Here is a 21682-nt window from a genome sequence, read left to right as displayed (position 1 = left end):
CCGCCGACACAGCGCCGAACCGAGCCTGTCACGCGCCGTTGACAGGCTCGGTTCGGCATCCAGGCGGAACGACTTGTGGGTGGGAACGACTCGAGTGCGGGACGAGAGTTAGTGATGTACGAGCAGCAGCAGCGACCGGAACGGGCGGAGCAAGGGGCGGAGCACGGGCCCCTCGCCGGGTTCACCGTGGGCGTGACGGCCGCGCGCCGGGCCGACGAGCTCGGGGCGCTGCTGAAGCGGCGCGGTGCCACCGTGCTGCACGCGCCCGCCCTGCGGATCGTGCCGCTCGCCGACGACGGTGAACTGCTCACCGCCACCCGGGAACTTCTCGACCGGGTGCCGGACGTGGTCGTGGCGACGACCGCCATCGGCTTCCGTGGCTGGATCGAGGCGGCCGACGGATGGGGTCTCGGGGAGGCACTGCTCGACCGGCTGCGCGGTGTGGAACTGCTCGCCCGCGGGCCGAAGGTGAAGGGCGCGATCCGGGCCGCCGGGCTGACCGAGGACTGGTCGCCGTGCTCCGAGTCGATGGCCGAGGTGCTCGACCGGCTGCTGGAGGAAGGGGTCGACGGGCGTCGCGTCGCCGTGCAGCTGCACGGCGAGCCGTTGCCCGGGTTCGTGGAGTCGCTGCGGGCGGGCGGCGCCGAGGTGGTCGGCGTGCCGGTCTACCGCTGGATGCCGCCGGAGGACCTCACGCCTGTGGACCGGCTGCTGGACGCCGTCGTCGCGCGCGGCGTCGACGCGCTGACCTTCACCAGCGCGCCCGCCGCCGCGTCCCTGCTGTCCCGCGCCGAGGAACGCGGGCTGGGCGCGGAGCTGCTCGCCGCGCTCCACCACGACGTGCTGCCCGCGTGCGTCGGTCCGGTCACCGCGCTGCCGTTGCAGGCCCATGGCATCGACACGGTCCAGCCCGAACGCTTTCGGCTCGGCCCGCTCGTTCAGCTCCTCTGCCAGGAACTGCCCGCCCGGGCACGCTCGTTGCCCGTCGCCGGGCACCGGGTGGAGATCCGTGGCCACGCGGTCCTGGTGGACGGCGACCTCAAACCCGTACCGCCGGCCGGTATGTCGCTGCTGCGCGCCCTGTCCCGCCGTCCCGGCTGGGTGGTGGCCCGGTCCGAGCTGCTGCGGGCGCTGCCCGGTACCGGCCGGGACGAGCACGCCGTGGAGACGGCGATGGCCCGCCTGCGCACGGCGCTGGGAACGCCGAAGCTGATCCAGACCGTGGTCAAGCGCGGCTACCGGCTCGCCCTCGACCCGGCGGCGGACGCCAAGTACGCCGACGCCTGAAACGACCGCACCGGCTTGCCCGAGCAGGGAGGCGGCGAACGGCGGGACCGGCCACGACGCCTCCGAGGACGGGAACAGACTTGCGTGAACAGTGAGCGCCCCGGGCGGGACACGGCGTGGGGCAAGGCTCCGACGGCGGCTCCGGCAGGGTGTGGGCCTCGGCGGTGGTGCGCACGAGGGCTACCGGCCGTCGTACGACAGGCACTTGTGGCCGCACAGGGCGTGGGCGCCTCGGCGTCGGTGGGGACGAGGGCGCCCGTGTCCGGCGACGAGGGGTACCGATCGCCGTACGGGGGCAGGCACATGGTGAGGTCCGCGGTTGCCGCGCGTCCGGAAGGGCCTGCGCGGCCGGCCAGGACGGCGCCGTGGACGGGACGACGGCACGCGGCCCCACGGCGGAGCGCTCAGGCGGTGACGCGCACATGGCATCGGGTATCGGCACGGCCCCCTACGACCTGCGGTTCGGCGCCGGGCGGGTCTGCCTCGATCTGCTGGCGACCGCGCACCCCGAGGAACGGCTCTGCTCCGTGGCGGTGCTGCACGCCTGGATCACCGGCTCCGGACTCGTCCCGCCGGGCACCGTGCTCGCCCGGGCGGACGCCTCCTGGCTCACCGCCTTCCGCGAACTGCGGACGCACGTGGACCAGTTGGTGCGTGCCACGCTGGCCGCCGAGCCCGCGCCGTACGACCTCCCGCTCGCCCGGGTCAACGCCGCCGCCCTCGCGGCGCCGCCGGCACCCCGGGCCCTGCGCGGCCGGGACGGCACGCTCGTGCGGGGACTGGACGGCCCGCCGGAGTGTGCCGCGCTGCTCGGCGCGATCGCCCGGGACGCCGTCGAGTTGCTGACCGACCCCGCCGCGCGGGCCGGCCTGCGCCAGTGCGCGGGGGACAACTGCGCGCTCGTGTACCTCGACTCCTCCCGGGGGCGGCGCAGGCGCTGGTGCTCCAGTGAGGTGTGCGGGAACCGGGAGCGGGTGGCCCGGCACCGTCGGCGTACGGCTGTGTCCCGAGCCTGACGGCCCGTTATGCGGCTTGTGTGCAGCAGTCGTTCCGCGCCACTCAAGTGATCTCGGCAACACGCCGTTCCGGGCGCGGGGTCTCCTTCGTGCGGCTGCGGACCCGCCGTTGTGGCGTACATGTGAAGGTGCGGCGGGGGGAATGTGCGCCCATGTCCTCTCACGTCACGTCACCCCGAAGAAAACCGCCCCCTCGCTTTGAACACGCAACGCCCCTTGTACGTACCCCGTGTCGAGCGACCGACTGGGGGAACCCCCGGACACCGGAGGTGGGCGTGCGCAAGGATGCGGCCGTGGCCAATGAACGTGGATCGAGGGCCCGACATCGCATGTCCTCACAGCCCTCGGAACCCGATGAGGAGCTGATGCGTGCCCTGTACCAGGAGCACGCCGGACCTCTGCTCGCGTATGTCCTCAGGCTGGTCGCCGGAGACCGGCAGCGCGCCGAGGACGTCGTGCAGGAAACGCTCATCCGTGCCTGGAAGAACGCCGGTCAGCTCAATCGGGCAACCGGTTCGGTACGCCCCTGGCTGGTGACGGTCGCGCGCCGCATCGTGATCGACGGCCACCGCAGCCGGCAGGCCCGGCCGCAGGAGGTCGACCCGTCGCCGCTGGAGGTCATCCCCGCGGAGGACGAGATCGACAAGGCGCTGTGGCTGATGACGCTGTCTGACGCGCTCGACGACCTGACCCCGGCACACCGGGAGGTGCTCGTCGAGACGTACTTCAAGGGGCGTACCGTCAATGAGGCGGCAGAGACCCTGGGCATACCGAGTGGCACCGTGCGCTCCCGGGTGTTCTACGCCCTGCGTTCGATGAAGCTGGCACTGGAGGAGCGGGGGGTGACGGCGTGATGAACACATACGGGGGATTCGGAGCGGGGGGCCCGGGTATGTCTGGCCCCATGCAGGGATCAACGGGCCCGAACGAACACGAGACCGTCGGCGCCTACGCCCTCGGGATCCTCGACGACGCCGAGGCAACCGCTTTCGAGGCCCATCTCGCGACCTGCGAGTGGTGTGCCCAGCAGCTCGACGAGCTGGCCGGTATGGAGCCCATGCTGGCGGCGCTCGCCGACCTGCCCGGCGCCGGCACCCCCTCGATCGGCGAGTCGCTGTCCGCCAGGCCGAGCCCCCGGCTCGCGGAGAAGCTGGTCGACGAGGTCGCCGAACGCCGCGCCCAGAAGCGCCGCCGCAGCATGTACATGGTGGCGGCAGCGGCCGCGCTGATCGTCGGCGGCCCGCTGGTCTCCGTCGCGGCGACCGGCGGCGAGGAGTCCGGCACCGGCGGCAACCGCACCGTGCAGGCGTCCAGCCCCGCCCAGCGGGCCTTCAAGGAGATGCCCGACCGGGTGGCGGCGACCGACCCCGAGACCCAGGTCAGCGCCACCGTGGCCATGCAGGAGAAGGCCTGGGGCACCGACGCGGTCCTGGAGCTCAAGAACGTCAAGGGCCCCGAGAAGTGCTCGCTGATCGCGGTGGGCAAGAACGGCGAGCGGGAGACGCTCAGCAACTGGTCCGTCCCGAACTGGGGCTACGGCCTGCCGAACGCCACCACGGAGCAGGCCAAGAACCCGCTCTACATCCAGGGCGGCGCCGCCTTCTCCCCGAACGAGATCGACCACTTCGAGGTCATGACCTTCGACGGCGATCTGCTGGTGGAGATCGACGCGTAGCGCGGTACGACGACTGCTGCAAGCGGTTACGACCCGAGCCCCGGGGCCGTCAGGTGACGGACCCGGGGCTCACGCGTAGCCTTCAGGCGTCCCTTTCGCGTACGGTGGACGGCTGCGCAGCACGTCAGAAGGGGGCCCGGTGGCCGCTCAGGCTCAACAGGAAACCGCGCTCGACCCCGCCCAGGACTCCGACCGCGACCGGGAGATCGGCGCGGAGCAGGAGCACCTCGACCGGGTGTACCGCCGCCTGGAGGAGAAGATCCACGAGGCGGAGTTCCTCATGCACGACGCGGCCCAGCGCGGCCACGTCGGCACCCCCGGCGCGCTCGCCGAGCGCGACGCGCAGGTGTTCCGGGCGGGCATCCACCTGAGCCGGCTGAACAACGAGTTCGAGGACTTCCTCTTCGGCCGTATCGACCTGCTGCGCGGCAAGGACGGCAAGAAGGGCCCGGACGGCGCCTACACCGCGGTGGAGCCGGCCGAGGGCGCCGTGCGGCCGGACAACACGGCCGACATCGCCGAGACCCTGCACATCGGCCGCATCGGTGTCCTGGACGCGGACTACGCACCGCTGGTCATCGACTGGCGTGCGCCCGCGGCCGCACCCTTCTACCGCTCCACGCCGGTCGACCCCGGCCGCGTCGTGCGCCGCCGGGTCATCCGCTCCAAGGGCCGCCGCGTCCTCGGCGTCGAGGACGACCTGATGCGCCCGGAGCTGAAGGCGTCCCTCGACGGCCACGAGCTGGCCGTCATCGGCGACGGCGCCCTGATGGCCGCCCTCGGCCAGGCCCGCGGCCACACCATGCGCGACATCGTCGCCTCCATCCAGGCCGAGCAGGACATGGTCATCCGCGCCCCCGCCGCCTCCGTGACCTACGTCGAGGGCGGCCCCGGCACCGGCAAGACCGCCGTCGCCCTGCACCGGGCGGCGTACCTGCTCTACCAGGACCGGCGCCGCTACGCGGGCGGCATTCTGATCGTCTCGCCGACGCCGCTGCTGGTGGCGTACACCGAGGGGGTGCTGCCCTCCCTCGGCGAGGAGGGCCAGGTCGCGATCCGGGCGATCGGCTCGCTCGTCGACGGCTCCGAGGCCGCGCTGTACGACTCCCCGTCCGTGGCCCGTGCCAAGGGCTCGCACCGCATGCTCAAGGTGCTGCGGAAGGCCGCCCGCGGAGCGCTGGAGCTGAACGATTCACCACAGCGCCTGCGCGTCGTGGCCTTCGGCCGGCGGCTCGAACTGGAGGCCGCCGAGCTGGAGCGGATCCGGCGCGCGGCGCTGGGCGGCACGGCCCCCGTCAACCTGCTGCGCCCGCGCGCCCGCAAGCTGCTGCTCGACGCCCTGTGGGAGCGGTCCGGCGCGGCCGGCCGGCACTCCGACCCGGAGCTGGCCGCCGAGCTGCGGTCGTCGTTCGACGAGGACATCACCTCCGAGGACGACTTCCTCGCCTTCCTCGACGCCTGGTGGCCGGAGCTGACCCCGCGCGCGGTCCTCGCGGCCATGGCCGACGAGCGGCGCCTCGGCCGCTGGGCCCGGCGGATCCTGAACCCCGGGGAGGTGCGCAAGGTCGCCCGGTCGCTGAGGCGCGACGGCTTCTCCGTGCACGACATCGCCCTGCTCGACGAGCTCCAGGCGATCCTCGGTGCCCCCGCACGCCCGAGGAAGCGGCGCGAACTCGACCCGCTGGACCAGCTCACCGGCCTGGAGGAGCTGATGCCGGTGCGCGAGGAGTCGCAGTGGGAGCGGGCCGAGCGGCTGGCCCAGGAGCGCACCGAGTACGCGCACGTCATCGTCGACGAGGCCCAGGACCTGACGCCGATGCAGTGGCGCATGGTCGGCCGCCGCGGCCGGCACGCCACCTGGACGGTCGTCGGCGACCCGGCCCAGTCCTCCTGGTCCGACCCGGACGAGGCGGCCGAGGCCCGCGACGAGGCCCTCGGCACCCGCCCGCGCCGCCGCTTCCAGCTCACGGTGAACTACCGCAACCCGGCCGAGATCGCCGATCTGGCCGCCAGGGTGCTGGCCCTGGCCATGCCCGGCTCCGAGTCCCCGCGAGCCGTGCGCTCCACCGGTGTCGAGCCACGCTTCGCCGTCGCCGGCGCCTCCCTGGGGCAGAGCGTGCGCGAGGAGGCGGCCCGGCTGCTCGACCGCGTCGACGGCACCATCGGCGTCGTCGTGGCCATGAACCGGCGCGAGGAGGCCCGCCGCTGGCTGGCCGGGCTCGGCGACCGGGTGGTGGCGCTCGGCAGTCTGGAGGCCAAGGGCCTGGAGTACGACGCGACCGTCGTCGTCTCGCCCGCGGAGATCGCCGACGAGTCGCCCGCCGGGCTGCGTGTGCTGTATGTCGCACTCACCCGCGCGACCCAGCAGCTCACGATCGTCTCCGGAGAGCGGGACGAGCCGGACGCGGCCGGGGTGCCGGACCTGCTCAGGGACTGATCACGGCGGCCGGGGCGGAGCCGTTCGGGGGCTGCGCGGGACGGACCGGCGGGACGGGAATGGCCGTACGGGATCTGTTTGTTAGCCTGGGTGTGGCACCGGCCCGATCCAAGCCCCCGGGCCCAACCTTCGTCGCTACGAGCGACCACTTGCCGCGAGGCGAGCATGGCGGGTCGGTGTCACTGAACTGCCGGGAGAGGCCCACGTCGAAAGTGACGTGGGCCTCTTTCCATGCCTGATCCTCTCTCGTATGGTGGAAGAAGTTTTCCGAAAGTGCCTGACCTGCCGGTCGTCATGGGCTGTCCGCCTGTGAACTAAATGAGCGCAATCCAGGGCGGCTACCACGTACTCGGCGGTAGGTGCGACGATCGGACGGCAAATCGCGACACGGTGAAAGCAGAGGAAGTCGGCCATGGCAACGGCGCCCAGCGTCTCCTACTCGATGACCATCCGGTTGGAGGTGCCCGCGAGCGGAACCGCCGTCTCGCAGCTCACCACCGCGGTGGAGTCCTCCGGAGGCTCGGTGACCGGCCTCGACGTCACCGCCTCCGGGCACGAGAAACTCCGCATCGACGTCACGATCGCGGCCTCCTCCACCGCCCACGCCGACCAGATCGTCCAGCAGCTGCGCGGCATCGAGGGCGTCACGCTCGGCAAGGTCTCGGACCGTACGTTCCTGATGCACCTCGGCGGCAAGATCGAGATGCAGTCCAAGCACCCCATCCGCAACCGTGACGACCTGTCCATGGTCTACACGCCGGGTGTGGCCCGCGTCTGCATGGCCATCGCCGAGAACCCCGAGGACGCGCGCCGCCTCACGATCAAGCGCAACTCCGTTGCGGTCGTGACGGACGGCTCCGCCGTGCTGGGCCTGGGCAACATCGGCCCCAAGGCCGCGCTGCCGGTCATGGAGGGCAAGGCGGCCCTCTTCAAGCGGTTCGCCGGCATCGACGCCTGGCCGCTCTGCCTGGACACCCAGGACACCGACGCGATCGTCGAGATCGTCAAGGCGATCGCCCCGGGCTTCGCCGGCATCAACCTGGAGGACATCTCCGCGCCCCGCTGCTTCGAGATCGAGGCGCGGCTGCGTGAGGCCCTCGACATCCCCGTCTTCCACGACGACCAGCACGGCACGGCCATCGTGGTGCTCGCCGCGCTGACCAACGCACTTCGCGTCACCGGCAAGACGATCGAGAGCATCCGCGTCGTCATGTCTGGCGCCGGCGCGGCCGGTACGGCGATCCTGAAGCTGCTGATCGCCGCCGGTGTGAAGCACGCCGTCGTCGCCGACATCCACGGTGTCGTGCACGCCGGCCGTGAGGACCTCGTCGCGGCCGCCCCCGACTCGCCGCTGCGCTGGATCGCCGACAACACCAACCCCGAGGGCATCACCGGCACGCTGAAGGAGGCCGTGCGCGGCGCGGACGTCTTCATCGGCGTCTCCGCCCCGAACGTGCTGGACGGCGACGACGTGGCGGCCATGGCCGACGACGCGATCGTATTCGCGCTCGCGAATCCCGACCCCGAGGTCGACCCGGCAATCGCCCGCCAGACCGCGGCAGTTGTGGCCACCGGCCGCTCCGACTTCCCGAACCAGATCAACAACGTGCTGGTCTTCCCGGGTGTCTTCCGCGGTCTGCTGGACGCCCAGTCCCGCACCGTCAACACGGAGATGATGATCGCCGCCGCGAAGGCGCTGGCGGACGTCGTCACCGAGGACGAGCTCAACCCGAACTACATCATCCCGAGCGTGTTCAACGACAAGGTCGCGGGCGCGGTCGCGGGCGCGGTGCGGGAGGCCGCGAAGGCGGTCGGGGCGGCCCCGGCCGACTCGTCCACCCTCTGATCCGGCGCCGGCTGTGAGGATCGCCACGGCCGCGCTGATCACCGGCGCGTCGCGGGACCTCGTACCCTTGGCCGCCCTCTAGGGTGGGCGGCTAGGGCCTGTCCGGAGCCAGGGTCCGCAGGACCGGCCCCTGGTCAGTGGCGCTTTTCGTGTGACTCCCAAGGGTGTTCTCACGACTCCTGCGGGTGCCGGATTGGCATTCCCGCCGCAGGTGGGGGCAGGATGCGTCCCTGGGCGCGAGCGTCTGACGACGGACCCGGGTCCGGGGACTGTCCGAGGACCCTGGCAGCATCGGCTTCGCTGTGCCCGATATGCGGCTCCGCCGCGTGGCACGCCTCAATGGCAAGAAGAACACGGGAGTAACAACATGAACCGCAGTGAGCTGGTGGCCGCGCTGGCCGACCGCGCCGAGGTGACCCGCAAGGACGCCGACGCCGTGCTGGCCGCGTTCGCCGACGTCGTCGGCGAGATCGTCTCCAAGGGCGACGAGAAGGTCACCATCCCCGGCTTCCTGACCTTCGAGCGCACCCACCGTGCCGCTCGCACCGCGCGCAACCCGCAGACCGGTGACCCGATCCAGATCCCGGCCGGTTACAGCGTGAAGGTCTCCGCGGGCTCGAAGCTCAAGGAATCGGCCAAGGGCAAGTAAGCGAGCGGCGCCGCGCAGGACCGGCGCCGTGGACGGCGGCGGGTCCGCAGTGGCTCGTCGCGCGCTTCCCCGCGCCCCTCAGGGCGTCGCAGCACAACGCCGATGGGGCGGCCACCCGGAACCGGGTGGCCGCCCCATCGGCGTACTCGTGTGATCCCGCTGTCAGCCGAGCGGCTTGCCCGGCAGTTCCACCTTCGCGCCCAGCTCCATGAGCTTCTCCATGAAGTTCTCGTAGCCGCGGTTGATGAGGTCGATGCCGTGCACCCGGGACGTGCCCTGGGCGGCCAGCGCGGCGATGAGGTACGAGAAGCCGCCGCGCAGGTCGGGGATGACCAGGTCGGCGCCCTGGAGGCGGGTGGGGCCGCTCACGACCGCCGAGTGCAGGAAGTTGCGCTGCCCGAAGCGGCAGTTCGAGCCGCCGAGGCACTCGCGGTAGAGCTGGATGTGGGCGCCCATCTGATTGAGCGCGGAGGTGAAGCCGAGACGGGACTCGTAGACCGTCTCGTGGATGATGGACAGGCCCGTTGCCTGGGTGAGGGCCACGACCAGCGGCTGCTGCCAGTCCGTCTGGAAGCCCGGGTGCACGTCCGTCTCCAGGGCGATGGACTTCAACTGGCCACCGGGGTGCCAGAAACGGATGCCCTCGTCGTCGATCTCGAAGGCCCCGCCCACCTTCCGGTAGGTGTTGAGGAACGTCATCATGGACCGCTGCTGCGCGCCCCGGACGTAGATGTTGCCCTCGGTCGCCAGGGCCGCGGAGGCCCAGGAGGCGGCTTCCAGCCGGTCCGGCAGGGCGCGGTGGGTGTAACCGCCGAGCTGGTCCACACCGGTGATGCGGATCGTCCGGTCGGTGTCCATCGCGATGATGGCACCCATCTTCTGCAGGACGCAGATCAGGTCCTCGATCTCCGGCTCCACGGCCGCGTTCGAGAGCTCCGTGACGCCCTCCGCGAGGACGGCGGTCAGCAGCACCTGCTCGGTCGCGCCCACGGACGGGTAGGGCAGCGAGATCTTCGTACCGCGCAGCCGCTGCGGGGCCTCCAGGTACTGGCCGTCCGCGCGCTTCTCGATCGTCGCGCCGAACTGCCGCAGCACGTCGAAGTGGAAGTCGATGGGCCGGCCGCCGATGTCGCAGCCGCCGAGGCCGGGGATGAACGCGTGGCCGAGGCGGTGCAGCAGCGGGCCGCAGAAGAGGATCGGGATGCGGCTCGACCCCGCGTGGGCATCGATGTCGGCGACGTTGGCACTCTCCACCCGCGTCGGGTCGAGCACCAGTTCGCCCGGCTCCTCGCCCGGGCGCACCGACACGCCGTGCAGCTGGAGCAGCCCACGGACCACGCGGACGTCACGGATGTCCGGGACGTTGCGCAGCCGGCTCGGCGCGCTGCCGAGCAGGGCGGCGACCATGGCCTTCGGTACGAGGTTCTTCGCACCGCGGACACGGATCTCGCCCTCCAGCGGGGTTCCGCCGTGGACAAGCAGGACATCGTCGTTGACGGTCATGTATCTCGCGTTCCGATGAGTTGGGCAAGGGCCGGAGAGACAGACTAATAGCCGCCGACCCCCCTGCCGTAAGCCCGAGGACCGCTCAGCACTGTCATAGCTCTGTCACAACACGAACCGTTCGGTATCGGGCACATGGGGTCACGGGGGCCGCCGGAACGGAGCCCGTGCGCCGGGGGCGCTCCCGTCCGCCCTCCCGTCTCCCGCCACCACCCTCGAACGAGGCCTCACCAGGCCACACCTTGAATCATGGCCGCGTTCACTCCCCCCGCCGCATTGGCTCCCCACCTGAGGCGAAGATGCGGGATCATGTCTGGCATGACCGAGGTGTCCTCGCTCACAGGGCGGCTGCTCGTGGCCACCCCCGCCCTGGCGGACCCGAACTTCGACCGTGCGGTCGTGCTCCTTCTCGACCACGACGAGGAGGGCTCGCTGGGCGTCGTACTCAACCGGCCGACCCCGGTGGACGTCGGCGACATCCTGGAGGGCTGGGCGGACCTGGCAGGGGAGCCCGGCGTCGTGTTCCAGGGCGGCCCGGTCTCGCTGGACTCCGCCCTCGGTGTGGCGGTCATCCCCGGTGGCGCGTCCGGCGACGTCGCCCCGCTCGGCTGGCGGCGGGTGCACGGCGCGATCGGCCTGGTCGACCTGGAGGCGCCGCCCGAGCTGCTGGCCTCGGCCCTCGGCTCGCTGCGGATCTTCGCCGGGTACGCCGGCTGGGGGCCCGGCCAGCTGGAGGACGAACTGGCCGAGGGCGCCTGGTACGTCGTGGAGTCCGAGCCCGGCGACGTCTATTCGCCGTTCCCCGAGCGGCTCTGGCGCGAGGTGCTGCGCCGGCAGCGCAACGAGCTGGCGATGGTGGCCACGTACCCCGACGACCCCTCCCTCAACTGACGGACGCCCTTCGCGCAACCGTTGCCTGCGGGCTTCAGTACCCTTGGCCCTATGAGCACTCTCGAGCCCGAGCGCGGGACTGGTACGGGGACCCTCGTCGAGCCCACGCCGCAGACTTCCCACGGCGACGGTGACCACGAGCGCTTCGCCCACTACGTCCAGAAGGACAAGATCATGGCGAGCGCCCTCGACGGTACGCCCGTCGTCGCGCTCTGCGGCAAGGTCTGGGTGCCCGGTCGCGATCCGAAGAAGTACCCCGTGTGCCCCATGTGCAAGGAGATCTACGAGTCCATGGGCGTCGGCGGGGACGACAAGGGCAAGGGTGGCAAGGGCGGCGACAAGTGACCGCCTGATCGTTCTCCGTCCGGCTCGGGAGGCCCCCGGGGTGCGCTGCGGCGCGCCCCGGGGGCCTCTTCGTTCCGGCTCTCTTCATGTCACGAAGTGGTGGAGACCTCTTGTGGACATGTTCATGTAGTTCATAGCCTCCGGCTTGTTGTGCAGAGCGAAACTGTCGTTGCACATGTTGCAACGGCTTGGTGCGACACCCCGTGGAGGCACTCCATGAAGCTGTCCGTCCGACTGGCCGCCGTCGCGGCCGTCCTGGTCACCGCCGCCTGCGCCCCGCAGACATCCGGCGACTCCGGCTCCGGCAAGGACGAGCAGACCGGCACGCTGCGCGTCTGGCTCTTCCAGGAGGTCAACAACAAGCCGAAGGAGCAGGTCGTCCAGTCCGTGGTCGACGGCTTCGAGCAGGCGCACGAGGGCACCGAGGTCACGGTCGAGTACATCCCGGTCGAGACCCGCGCCCAGCGCATCAAGGCCGCCTTCAACGACCCCGGGAGCGCTCCCGACGTCATCGAGTACGGCAACACCGACACCGCCGGCTATGTGAAGGACGGCGGCCTGGAGGACGTCACGGAGGACTTCACCTCCTGGAGCGAGGCCAAGGACACCGACCCGACCGCCAGGCAGTCGGTGACGGTGGACGGCAAGATCTACGGTGCCCCCTACTTCGTGGGCGTGCGCGCCCTGTACTACCGGACCGACGTCTTCGGCGAACTCGGGCTGGACGTACCGAAGTCGCAGGCCGAACTGATCGAGACGGCGAAGCGGATCCGCGCGGCCGAGCCCGGCCTGTACGGCCTGGCGGTGGGCGGCGCCTACACCTACGGCGCGATGCCGTTCATCTGGGCCAACGGCGGTGAACTGGCCACCGGCAAGGGAGGCTCCTACGCCTCCGCCATCGACAGCCCGGAAGCGCGCAAGGGCATCACCGCGTACACCTCGCTCTTCGGCGACGACAACTGCCCCGCCGCCAAGTGCGCGGGCATGACGGGCAACGACACCGTCACCGCGTTCGCGTCGGGCAAGGCGGGCATGGCGATCGGCGGCGACTTCAGCCACCAGGCCGTGGAGGCCGGGTCGGTGAAGGGCAAGTACGCGGTGGTGCCGCTGCCGGGGGTGGCGCCCGGCTCGACAGCACCGGCGTTCGCGGGCGGCAACAACATCGGCGTACTGAAGAGCACCTCGCACCGCACCCTCGCCGTCGACCTGATGCGGCGGCTCGCCTCCAAGCAGACACAAGGTGAACTCTTCGACGCCATGGGCTTCTTGCCGACCTTCACGGACGTGCGGGACCAGGTGGCGGAGCGTGAGCCGTTCGTGAAGCCGTTCGTCGAGACGCTGGCCGCGGGGACGAAGTTCGTGCCGGCGTCGCCCGCGTGGGCACAGATCGACTCCTCGCTGGTGCTGCCGACGATGTTCCAGGAGATCGTCAGCGGCAAGAAGGACGTGGGTGCCGCCGCGGGGGACGCGGCGAAGAAGATGGACGCCGCGTTCGGCTCCGCCGGGTGACGCCGGTGACGCCCGACAGCGCGGCGGCCGCGGCTCGTGGGCGGCCCGGGGTCCGTGGGGGCCTTTCGCGCAGTTCCCCGCGCCCCTCCCGGCGCCGGGGTGCGCCCTGGCTGTACCTCGCCCCGGCTCTCGCCGTCATCGGTGGCCTGCTCGTCTACCCCGTCTGGCAACTGGGCCTGATCTCCTTCCTGGAGTACACCCAGGCCCAGGTCAGCGGAGGGGAACCGACCTCCTTCCAGGGGTTCGGGAACTACACGCGGCTCTTCGGTGACGAGCAGTTCTGGCAGGTGCTGCTGGCCACCGTGGTCTTCGCGGCGGCCTGCGTCGTCGCCACGCTCGCCGTGGGCTGTGCGCTGGCCGTGCTGCTCACGCGTGTGCGGGCGGTGCCGCGGCTCGCGTTGATGCTGGCGGCGCTGGGGGCGTGGGCGACCCCCGCGGTCACCGGCTCCACGGTCTGGCTGCTGCTGTTCGACCCGGACTTCGGCCCGGTCAACCACATCCTCGGGCTCGGCGACCACTCCTGGACCTACGGCCGGCTGAGCGCCTTCTGCCTCGTCCTGCTCGAAGTGGTCTGGTGCTCCTTCCCGTTCGTGATGGTCACGGTGTACGCGGGCATCCGGGCCGTACCGGCGGAGGTGCTGGAGGCCGCCGCGCTCGACGGCGCCTCACAGTGGCGGATCTGGCGTTCGGTGCTGGCGCCGATGCTCCGCCCGATCCTGGTGATCGTCACCATCCAGTCGGTCATCTGGGACTTCAAGGTCTTCACCCAGATCTACGTCATGACGAACGGCGGCGGCATCGCGGGACAGAACCTCGTCCTGAACGTCTACGCCTACCAGCAGGCGTTCGCGTCCTCGCAGTACGGCCTCGGCTCGGCGATCGGCGTCGTGATGCTGCTGATCCTGCTCGTGGTGACGCTCGGGTATCTGCGGTTGCTGCGCAGGCAGGGGGAGGAGCTGTGAATCTTCTGAGCGGCATGGCGCGCAGGCCGTGGCGGACCGCTGCCGAGGCGGCGGCGCTGCTGATCGCCGCGGTGGTCGCCTTCCCCCTCTACTGGATGGTCCTCAGCGCCTTCAAACCGGCCGGGGAGATCGAGTCGGTGACCCCTCGGCCATGGACCCTCACCCCGTCCCTGGATTCCTTCCGGAGGGTCTTCGGGCAGCAGGAATTCGGCCGGTACTTCGTCAACAGCCTCGTCGTCGCGTGCACCGTCGTGATCGTCTCGGCACTGATCGCGTTTCTCGCGGCAACGGCCGTGACGCGATTCCGGTTCCGCTTCCGGACCACGCTGCTGATCATGTTCCTGGTGGCCCAGATGGTGCCCGTGGAGGCACTGACGATCCCCCTGTTCTTCCTGATGCGGGACTTCGGACAGCTGAACACGCTGGGCTCGCTGATCCTTCCGCACATCGCCTTCTCCCTGCCCTTCGCGATCTGGATGCTGCGGGGGTTCGTGAAAGCGGTGCCCGAGGCGCTGGAGGAGGCGGCGTACATCGACGGGGCGAGCCGGGCGCGATTCCTGTGGCAGATCCTTTTCCCGCTGGTCTTCCCGGGGCTGGTGGCCACGAGCGTGTTTTCCTTCATCTCCGCCTGGAACGACTTCCTGTTCGCCAAGTCCTTCATCATCAGCGACACGTCGCAGTCCACGCTGCCGATGGCGCTGCTGGTCTTCTACAAGCCGGAGGAACCGGACTGGGGCGGCGTGATGGCGGCGTCCACGGTGATGACGATTCCGGTGCTGGTGTTCTTCGTATTGGTGCAGCGCCGGCTTGTGTCGGGGCTGGGTGGAGCGGTGAAGGACTGAGATGAGCGAACTGATTCCGGCGCCGCGCGCCGTCGAGGGCCTCCACCGGGGCGGGGTCCTGCTGGAAGGGGACACCATCCTGTGGGCGGCCCCGGGCACCGGGACGACCGAACGCTGGCTGCGGGCCACGCTCGGCGCGGCCCTGGGGCTGCCGCTGCGCCCCGGCCCGCGCGACGCCCGAGGGGGCGTGCGTCTGCTGCTCGACGACTCGCTGGGGCCGGAGGCGTACCGGCTGAGCGTCGCCGCCGAGCGGGGCGTGGAGATCCGTGGTGGTGACCCGGCGGGCGTCTTCTGGGGCGCGCAGACATTGCGTCAGCTGCTGGGCCCGGAGGCCTTCCGGCGCGCGCCCGTCCGTCCGGACCGCGCCCTCGGCGTCCCGCACGGGATCATCGAGGACTCACCCCGATTCCGCTGGCGCGGTCTCATGCTCGACGTGGCGCGGCACTTCATGCCCAAGGACGGTGTGCTGCGCTATCTGGATCTGATGGCCGCGCACAAACTCAACGTCTTCCACTTCCATCTGACGGACGACCAGGGCTGGCGTCTGGAGATCAAGCGGCACCCGAGGCTGACCGAGGTGGGCTCCTGGCGGTCCCGCACCAAATTCGGCCACCGGGCCTCGCCGTTGTGGGAGGAGAAGCCGCACGGTGGCCACTACACCCACGACGACATCCGGGAGATCGTCGCCTACGCCGCCGAGCGGCATATCACCGTCGTCCCGGAAATCGACGTACCGGGGCACTCGCAGGCCGCCGTCGCCGCGTATCCGGAACTCGGCAACACCGACGTCCCCGCATCCATGGCGCGGGGCACCGGACTCTCCGTGTGGGACAACTGGGGGGTCTCACCGAACGTACTCGCCCCCACCGACAACACCCTGCGCTTCTACGAAGGCGTGTTCGAGGAAGTCCTCGAGCTGTTTCCCTCGGAGTTCATTCACGTCGGCGGCGACGAATGCCCGAAGGACCAGTGGCGGCAGTCCCCCTCCGCGCAGGCGCGGATCAGGGAACTGGGACTGGCCGGTGAGGACGCGTTGCAGTCGTGGTTCATCGGCCACTTCGACACCTGGCTCTCCGCGCGCGGGCGCCGCCTCATCGGCTGGGACGAGATCCTGGAGGGCGGGCTCGCCGCCGGGGCGACGGTGTCCTCGTGGCGCGGATACGCGGGCGGCATCGCCGCCGCCCGGGCCGGTCACGACGTCGTGATGTGCCCCGAGCAGCAGGTCTACCTCGACCACCGCCAGGCCGGCGGCCCGGACGAGCCCGTACCGATCGGCTATGTGCGCACCCTGGAGGACGTCTACCGTTTCGAGCCGGTTCCCCCACAGCTCACCGAGGCCGAGGCCCGGCATGTTCTGGGCACCCAGGCCAACCTGTGGACCGAGGTGATGGAGGACCAGGCCCGGGTCGACTACCAGGCCTTTCCGAGGCTCGCCGCCTTCGCCGAGGTCGCCTGGAGCGAGCTGCCTGCCCCGGCGGAACGGGACTTCGCAGGCTTCGAACGCCGGATGGCCACCCACTACCGGCGACTTGACGCCCTCGGCGTCGGCTACCGCCCACCCACCGGACCACGGCCCTGGCAACGTCGCCCCGGGGTGCTCGGCCGCCCGATCGAGGGGGCGCCGCCGAGCAGGTAGGCCCGCCGGTGCGAAAGGGCGCCGCCGAGCAGGCAGGTCCCCCGGTGCGAAAGCGGGCAGGCCTCGAACAGGCGGGAAAAAAAGCGGACAAGGGTCACCGAAGAGTGGCAATTCCTGCTGACCGCTGATGCGCGTCGATGTACGTACAAATCGGGCCATCTCCCTGATGAGGTGGGCGAATGCCTCCTAGCGGACCCCCGTCCTCGGGTCCTGCGAAGATGTGCCAGAGTTGCCACGTCCGCCCTGTCGGCACGTACCGTACGGCCACACAGGCGGGACCAGGTGGGGCAGCGGGAAGGGGCAGCCGGTTTGACCACGCACGCACCGCAGGCGGCGCAGTCCGTCACGCTGCCCGCAACGCTGGACGAGGCCGTGGCGGCGCTCACCGCCATGCCCGCCGCCGTGCCCGTGGCCGGCGGAACCGATCTGATGGCCGCCGTCAACTCCGGTCAGCTCAGGCCGGCCGCGCTGGTCGGCCTCGGCCGGATCAGCGAGATCCGCGGCTGGCAATACCAGGACGGCCACGCCCTGCTCGGCGCCGGCCTCACGCACGCGCGTATGGGCCGTCCCGACTTCGCCGCCCTGATTCCGGCGCTCGCCGCCGCCGCGCGCGCCGCTGGCCCGCCGCACATCCGCAACGCCGGCACCCTGGGCGGCAACATCGCCACCGCCGCCCCCACGGGCGACGCGCTGCCCGTGCTGGCCGCCCTGGAGGCGACGCTGGTCATCGCCGGCCAGGGCGGAGCCCGCCGGGAGATCCCGGTGTCGCATCTGCTGGCGGGCGTGGAGATGCTCCGCGCCGGTGAACTCATCGGGTACGTGCGCGTGCCGCTGCTGCACGCCCCGCAGGTCTTCCTCAAGGCGACCGGCCGCACCGGCCCCGGGCGGGCCGTCGCCTCCGTGGCGCTGGTCCTCGACCCGGCCCGGCGCGGCGTGCGGTGCGCCGTGGGCGCCATAGCGCCGATGCCGCTGCGGCCCCTGGAGGCCGAGCAGTGGGTCGCGCAGCTCATCGACTGGGACAACAACCGCGCGATCGTCCCCGAGGCGCTCACCGCCTTCGGCGAGTACGTCGCCGCGGCCTGCATCCCCGACGCGCCACCGGCCGAGGACGGATCGGTGCCGCAGCTTCCGCCTGCCGTACTGCACCTGCGGCGCACCGTCGCCGCGCTGGCCCGACGAGCACTGGGGAGGGCGCTGTCGTGACCGACGACCAGCACGGAGAGGGCACGCCCCAGGGCGGTGGACGCTGGGACCCGCTGCCCCAGGGCGACTACGACGACGGCGCCACCGCCTTCGTGAAACTCCCCGAGGGCGGCATCGACGCGCTCCTGGCCGCCGCCGACAGCCCGCTCGCCGCGCCCGGCCACGGTTACGTCCCGCCGCCGATAACGGTCACGCCCGCCACCGGCACCGACCCCGCGGCCACCGGCGCCTGGGGCGTGCCCTCCGGGGGCGCGCAGTGGCCCGACCCGAACGGGATGCCCCAGGGCGGCGGACAGGACCGGTTCTCGTACGACTCCGGGGCGACCGGGCAGTGGAACTTCGAGGGGAACGCCCGGCCGGAGGCTGCTCACCAGGACGCCGGCGACCCTGGTGCCGGGCACCCCGGGGCCGGGCACGCGCACCCGGGCCACCCCCAGGCCGGGCCGCCGCAGGCGGCCCCCGCGCCGGGTCACGACGTGACCGGACAGTGGTCGATTCCCGTCGCGAACGGCGATCTTCCGGACGAGTCGGGCGAGTTCACGACATCGGCCCTGGTCGAGCAGTGGGGCGGCACGCCCCCGGCCACGCTCCCCGGCGGCGCGGCAGCGCCCTGGGCCACCGGCCCGGCCGAACAGCACTGGGAACACCCCGACGGGCAGCAGTTCCCTGCCGGCGCACCCGCGGAGCACCCGTCGGACGGCGCTCCCGAGGGCGTCGAGGGGGCCGGAGGCGGTTACGGGCCGCCCGGCGCCCAGGAGGCCGTGGAGGCGGCCGGGAGGGCCGCCGAGGCGCGCAAGGCCGTGCCGGGCACGCCCGGCTCCGCAGACGCCCCTGAGGGCCCGTCCAAGGGGCCTGAGAGCCCTGCCGAAGGGCCCGTGCCGCTCGCGGACGCCGAGGCCGGGCCGGAGCGCGCCGAGGAGCAGGCCCCCGCCACCGCCGACGGCGAGCCGGACGGCGCGGCCGGACCGTCCGCCGCTTCCTCGCACGACGACCACCCCCTCGCCTCCTACGTGCTGCGCGTCAACGGCGCCGACCGCCCCGTCACCGACGCGTGGATCGGCGAGTCGCTGCTCTACGTGCTGCGGGAGCGGCTCGGCCTCGCGGGCGCCAAGGACGGCTGCTCCCAGGGCGAGTGCGGGGCCTGCAACGTCCAGGTCGACGGGCGGCTCGTCGCCTCCTGCCTGGTGCCCGGGGTCACCGCGGCCGGCAGCGAGGTGCGCACGGTGGAGGGCCTGGCCGACGACGGGCAGCCCTCGGACGTGCAGCGGGCGCTCGCCAAGTGCGGTGCGGTGCAGTGCGGTTTCTGCGTGCCCGGCATGGCGATGACCGTGCACGACCTGCTGGAGGGCAACCCGGCGCCGACCGAGCTGGAGACCCGCCAGGCGCTGTGCGGGAACCTGTGCCGCTGCTCGGGCTACCGGGCCGTGCTGGAGGCCGTCAAGGACGTCGTGGCCGAACGCGAGGCGCACGCCGCGGCCGAGGCGCCCGAACCCGGCGCCGACCAGCCGCGTATCCCGCACCAGGCGGGCCCGGGAGCCGGCGGCGTCAACCCGTCGGCGTTCGAGTCCCCCGGGACACCGCCCGGACCGCATGACCAGCCGTACGGACAGGGCCAGGACGGAGGCCAGGCGTGAGCAACGAAGCCGCCACCGCGACCACCACCGCGGAGGCCGTGCCCGCCGCGGAACCGCTCCCGCACGGCCTCGGCGCCTCCCTGGCCGCCGCGGACTCCCGCGCGAAGGCCGAGGGCACCTTCCCGTACGCCGCCGACCTGTGGGCCGAGGGCCTGCTCTGGGCGGCCGTGCTGCGCTCACCGCACCCGCACGCGCGCATCGTGTCGATCGACACCACCCACGCGCGCGAGATGCCCGGCGTACGGGCCGTCGTCACCCACGAGGACGTCCCGGGCACCCCGTTGCACGGACGGGGCAAGGCCGACCGCCCGGTGTTCGCCTCCGAGGTCGTACGCCACCACGGTGAGCCCATCGCCGCCGTCGCGGCCGACCACCCGGACACCGCGCGGATGGCGGCCGCCGCCGTCATCGTCGAGTACGAGGTGCTCGACCCGGTGACCGATCCCGAGCAGGCCTTCGAGGCCGAGCCGCTGCACCCGGACGGCAACCTGATCCGGCACATCCCGCTGCTGCACGGTGACCCCGAGGTGCAGGGCGAGGTCGTCGTCGAGGGCCTGTACCGCATCGGCCGTCAGGACCCGGCCCCCATCGGCGCCGAGGCGGGCCTCGCCGTGCCGCGTCCCGACGGCGGCGTCGAGCTGTACCTGGCGTCCACGGACCCGCACGCCGACCGCGACCGGGCCGCCGCCTGCTTCGGACTGGAGCCCGAACGCGTCAAGGTCGTCGTCACCGGCGTGCCCGGGGCCACCGCCGACCGTGAAGACCCGGGCTTCCAGCTCCCGCTGGGCCTGCTGGCGCTGAAGACCGGCTGCCCGGTGAAGCTCGCGGCGACGCGCGAGGAGTCCTTCCTGGGCCACACGCACCGCCACCCCACGCTGCTGCGCTACCGCCACCACGCCGACGCCGAGGGCAGGCTGGTCAAGGTCGAGGCGCAGATCCTGCTCGACGCGGGCGCGTACGCCGACACCTCGGCGGAGGCACTGGCCGCGGCGGTGGCCTTCGCCTGCGGCCCCTACGTCGTCCCGAACGCCTTCATAGAGGGCTGGGCCGTCCGCACCAACAACCCGCCCTCCGGCCATGCGCGCGGTGAGGGCGCGATGCAGGTGTGCGCCGCCTACGAGGCGCAGATGGACAAGCTGGCCAAGAAGCTCGGTCTCGAACCGGCCGAACTGCGCCTGCGCAACGTCATGGCGACCGGGGACGTGCTGCCCACCGGCCAGACGGTGACGTGCCCGGCCCCGGTCGCGGAACTCCTCCAGGCGGTACGGGACTTCCCGCTCCCCAAGCTCCCCAAGGACACGCCGGCCGACGAGTGGCTGCTGCCCGGCGGCCCCGAGGGCGCGGGCGAACCGGGCGCGGTGCGCCGGGGCGTCGGCTACGGCATCGGCATGGTGCACATGCTCGGCGCGGAGGGCGCCGACGAGGTGTCCACGGCGACCGTGAAGGTCCAGGACGGCGTGGCGACCGTGCTCTGCGCGGCCGTCGAGACCGGGCAGGGCTTCGCCACGCTGGCCCGGCAGATCGTCCAGGAGACCCTCGGTGTCGACGAGGTGCACGTGGCGCCCGTCGACACCGACCAGCCGCCCGCCGGCGCGGGCTGCCGCGGCCGGCACACCTGGGTGTCCGGCGGCGCCGTGGAACGCGCGGCGAAGATGGTCCGTACGCAACTGCTCCAGCCGCTGGCGCACAAGTTCGGCATGTCCACCGAGCTGCTCCAGATCACCGACGGCAAGATCACGTCCTACGACGGCGTGCTGTCGACGACCGTCACCGAGGCGCTGGACGGCAAGGAGCTGTGGGCGACCGCGCAGTGCCGGCCCCACCCCACCGAGCCGCTGGACGCGAGCGGGCAGGGCGACGCCTTCGTGGGGCTCGCGTTCTGCGCCGTGCGCGCGGTGGTGGACGTCGACATCGAGATCGGCTCGGTACGGGTGGTGGAGCTGGCCGTCGCGCAGGACGTCGGCCGGGTGCTGAACCCGGCGCAGCTGGCGGCACGGATCGAGGCGGGCGTCACGCAGGGCGTCGGCATCGCCCTCACGGAGAACCTGCGCACGCCGCGTGGCGTGATACGGCACCCCGACCTCACCGGGTATGCCCTGCCGACGGCGCTGGACGCGCCCGACATCCGGATCGTCAAGCTGGTCGAGGAGCGGGACGTGGTCGCGCCGTTCGGCGCGAAGGCGGTCAGCGCGGCGCCGGTGGTGGCGTCGCCGGCGGCGATCGCGTCCGCGGTGCGGGCGGCGACGG

The 21682-nt window shown here is 72.0% G+C and carries 17 protein-coding genes; 16 read left to right on the top strand and 1 reads right to left on the bottom strand.

All coding sequences use genetic code 11. The annotated features are described in order from the left end of the window. Window positions 1–114: 114 nt before the first annotated feature. From ACIHCM_RS19170 to ACIHCM_RS19140, 7 genes are all read left to right on the top strand, one after another. Entirely contained in the window at window positions 115–1287 is a 1173-nt protein-coding gene (locus ACIHCM_RS19170) for a uroporphyrinogen-III synthase (protein ID WP_399897050.1), read from the top strand. 422 nt (window positions 1288–1709) lie between these two features. Further along, window positions 1710–2303: a CGNR zinc finger domain-containing protein gene (locus ACIHCM_RS19165; RefSeq protein ID WP_399897047.1), complete on the top strand. Its 594-nt coding sequence runs from the start codon at window positions 1710–1712 to the stop codon at window positions 2301–2303. Between the two features lie 269 nt (window positions 2304–2572). Next, on the top strand, window positions 2573–3157 hold the full coding sequence (locus tag ACIHCM_RS19160; RefSeq protein ID WP_196462372.1) for a sigma-70 family RNA polymerase sigma factor: 585 nt from the start codon (window positions 2573–2575) through the stop codon (window positions 3155–3157). 50 nt (window positions 3158–3207) lie between these two features. After that, window positions 3208–3978, top strand: coding sequence for an anti-sigma factor family protein (locus ACIHCM_RS19155; protein WP_399897044.1), 771 nt, complete (start codon window positions 3208–3210; stop codon window positions 3976–3978). A 139-nt stretch (window positions 3979–4117) separates the two neighbouring features. Beyond that, window positions 4118–6415, top strand: a complete 2298-nt coding sequence (locus ACIHCM_RS19150; RefSeq protein WP_399897041.1) for a HelD family protein — start codon at window positions 4118–4120, stop codon at window positions 6413–6415. Window positions 6416–6827: 412 nt separating this feature from the next. Continuing rightward, window positions 6828–8261, top strand: a complete 1434-nt coding sequence (locus ACIHCM_RS19145) for an NAD-dependent malic enzyme (RefSeq protein ID WP_399897038.1) — start codon at window positions 6828–6830, stop codon at window positions 8259–8261. Window positions 8262–8628: 367 nt separating this feature from the next. Further along, window positions 8629–8910, top strand: a complete 282-nt coding sequence (locus ACIHCM_RS19140; RefSeq protein ID WP_393104614.1) for an HU family DNA-binding protein — start codon at window positions 8629–8631, stop codon at window positions 8908–8910. Window positions 8911–9072: 162 nt separating this feature from the next. Here the strand turns inward: ACIHCM_RS19140 and murA are convergent, their stop codons facing one another. Continuing rightward, entirely contained in the window at window positions 9073–10413 is a 1341-nt protein-coding gene (gene murA, locus ACIHCM_RS19135; protein WP_399897033.1) for a UDP-N-acetylglucosamine 1-carboxyvinyltransferase, read from the bottom strand. Window positions 10414–10731: 318 nt separating this feature from the next. Here murA and ACIHCM_RS19130 point away from each other — a divergent pair, with 318 nt between their 5' ends. From ACIHCM_RS19130 to ACIHCM_RS19090, 9 genes are all read left to right on the top strand, one after another. Further along, window positions 10732–11304: a YqgE/AlgH family protein gene (locus ACIHCM_RS19130; protein ID WP_399897030.1), complete on the top strand. Its 573-nt coding sequence runs from the start codon at window positions 10732–10734 to the stop codon at window positions 11302–11304. 51 nt (window positions 11305–11355) lie between these two features. Next, the gene (locus ACIHCM_RS19125) at window positions 11356–11649 is read left to right on the top strand and encodes a DUF3039 domain-containing protein (RefSeq protein WP_399897027.1); all 294 of its coding nucleotides are present in this window, start codon (window positions 11356–11358) and stop codon (window positions 11647–11649) included. A gap of 216 nt (window positions 11650–11865) precedes the next feature. Next, window positions 11866–13158 (top strand): extracellular solute-binding protein, encoded by a 1293-nt coding sequence (locus tag ACIHCM_RS19120; RefSeq protein WP_399897024.1) that lies wholly within the window; start codon window positions 11866–11868, stop codon window positions 13156–13158. A gap of 5 nt (window positions 13159–13163) precedes the next feature. After that, entirely contained in the window at window positions 13164–14120 is a 957-nt protein-coding gene (locus ACIHCM_RS19115) for a carbohydrate ABC transporter permease (protein WP_399897021.1), read from the top strand. Beyond that, window positions 14117–14962: a carbohydrate ABC transporter permease gene (locus tag ACIHCM_RS19110; protein WP_399897018.1), complete on the top strand. Its 846-nt coding sequence runs from the start codon at window positions 14117–14119 to the stop codon at window positions 14960–14962. The genes ACIHCM_RS19115 and ACIHCM_RS19110 overlap by 4 nt, the downstream gene beginning before the upstream one ends. 1 nt (window position 14963) lies before the next feature. Further along, window positions 14964–16598 carry a beta-N-acetylhexosaminidase gene (locus ACIHCM_RS19105; protein WP_399897015.1) on the top strand — a complete coding sequence of 545 codons (1635 nt, stop codon included), beginning with the start codon at window positions 14964–14966 and terminating at the stop codon, window positions 16596–16598. Between the two features lie 309 nt (window positions 16599–16907). Beyond that, window positions 16908–17801 (top strand): FAD binding domain-containing protein, encoded by an 894-nt coding sequence (locus ACIHCM_RS19100; RefSeq protein WP_399897012.1) that lies wholly within the window; start codon window positions 16908–16910, stop codon window positions 17799–17801. After that, window positions 17798–19435 carry a 2Fe-2S iron-sulfur cluster-binding protein gene (locus ACIHCM_RS19095; RefSeq protein WP_399897009.1) on the top strand — a complete coding sequence of 546 codons (1638 nt, stop codon included), beginning with the start codon at window positions 17798–17800 and terminating at the stop codon, window positions 19433–19435. Before ACIHCM_RS19100 ends, ACIHCM_RS19095 begins: the two co-directional genes overlap by 4 nt. Further along, window positions 19432–21682, top strand: a 2251-nt coding sequence (locus tag ACIHCM_RS19090) for a xanthine dehydrogenase family protein molybdopterin-binding subunit (protein WP_399897006.1), incomplete at its 3' end; no start/stop codon positions are given. The genes ACIHCM_RS19095 and ACIHCM_RS19090, both read left to right, overlap by 4 nt.

Source organism: Streptomyces sp. NPDC052023, assembly GCF_044548465.1.
Classification (GTDB): Bacteria; Actinomycetota; Actinomycetes; order Streptomycetales; family Streptomycetaceae; genus Streptomyces.
This window is presented reverse-complemented; position numbering and strand designations above follow the sequence as displayed.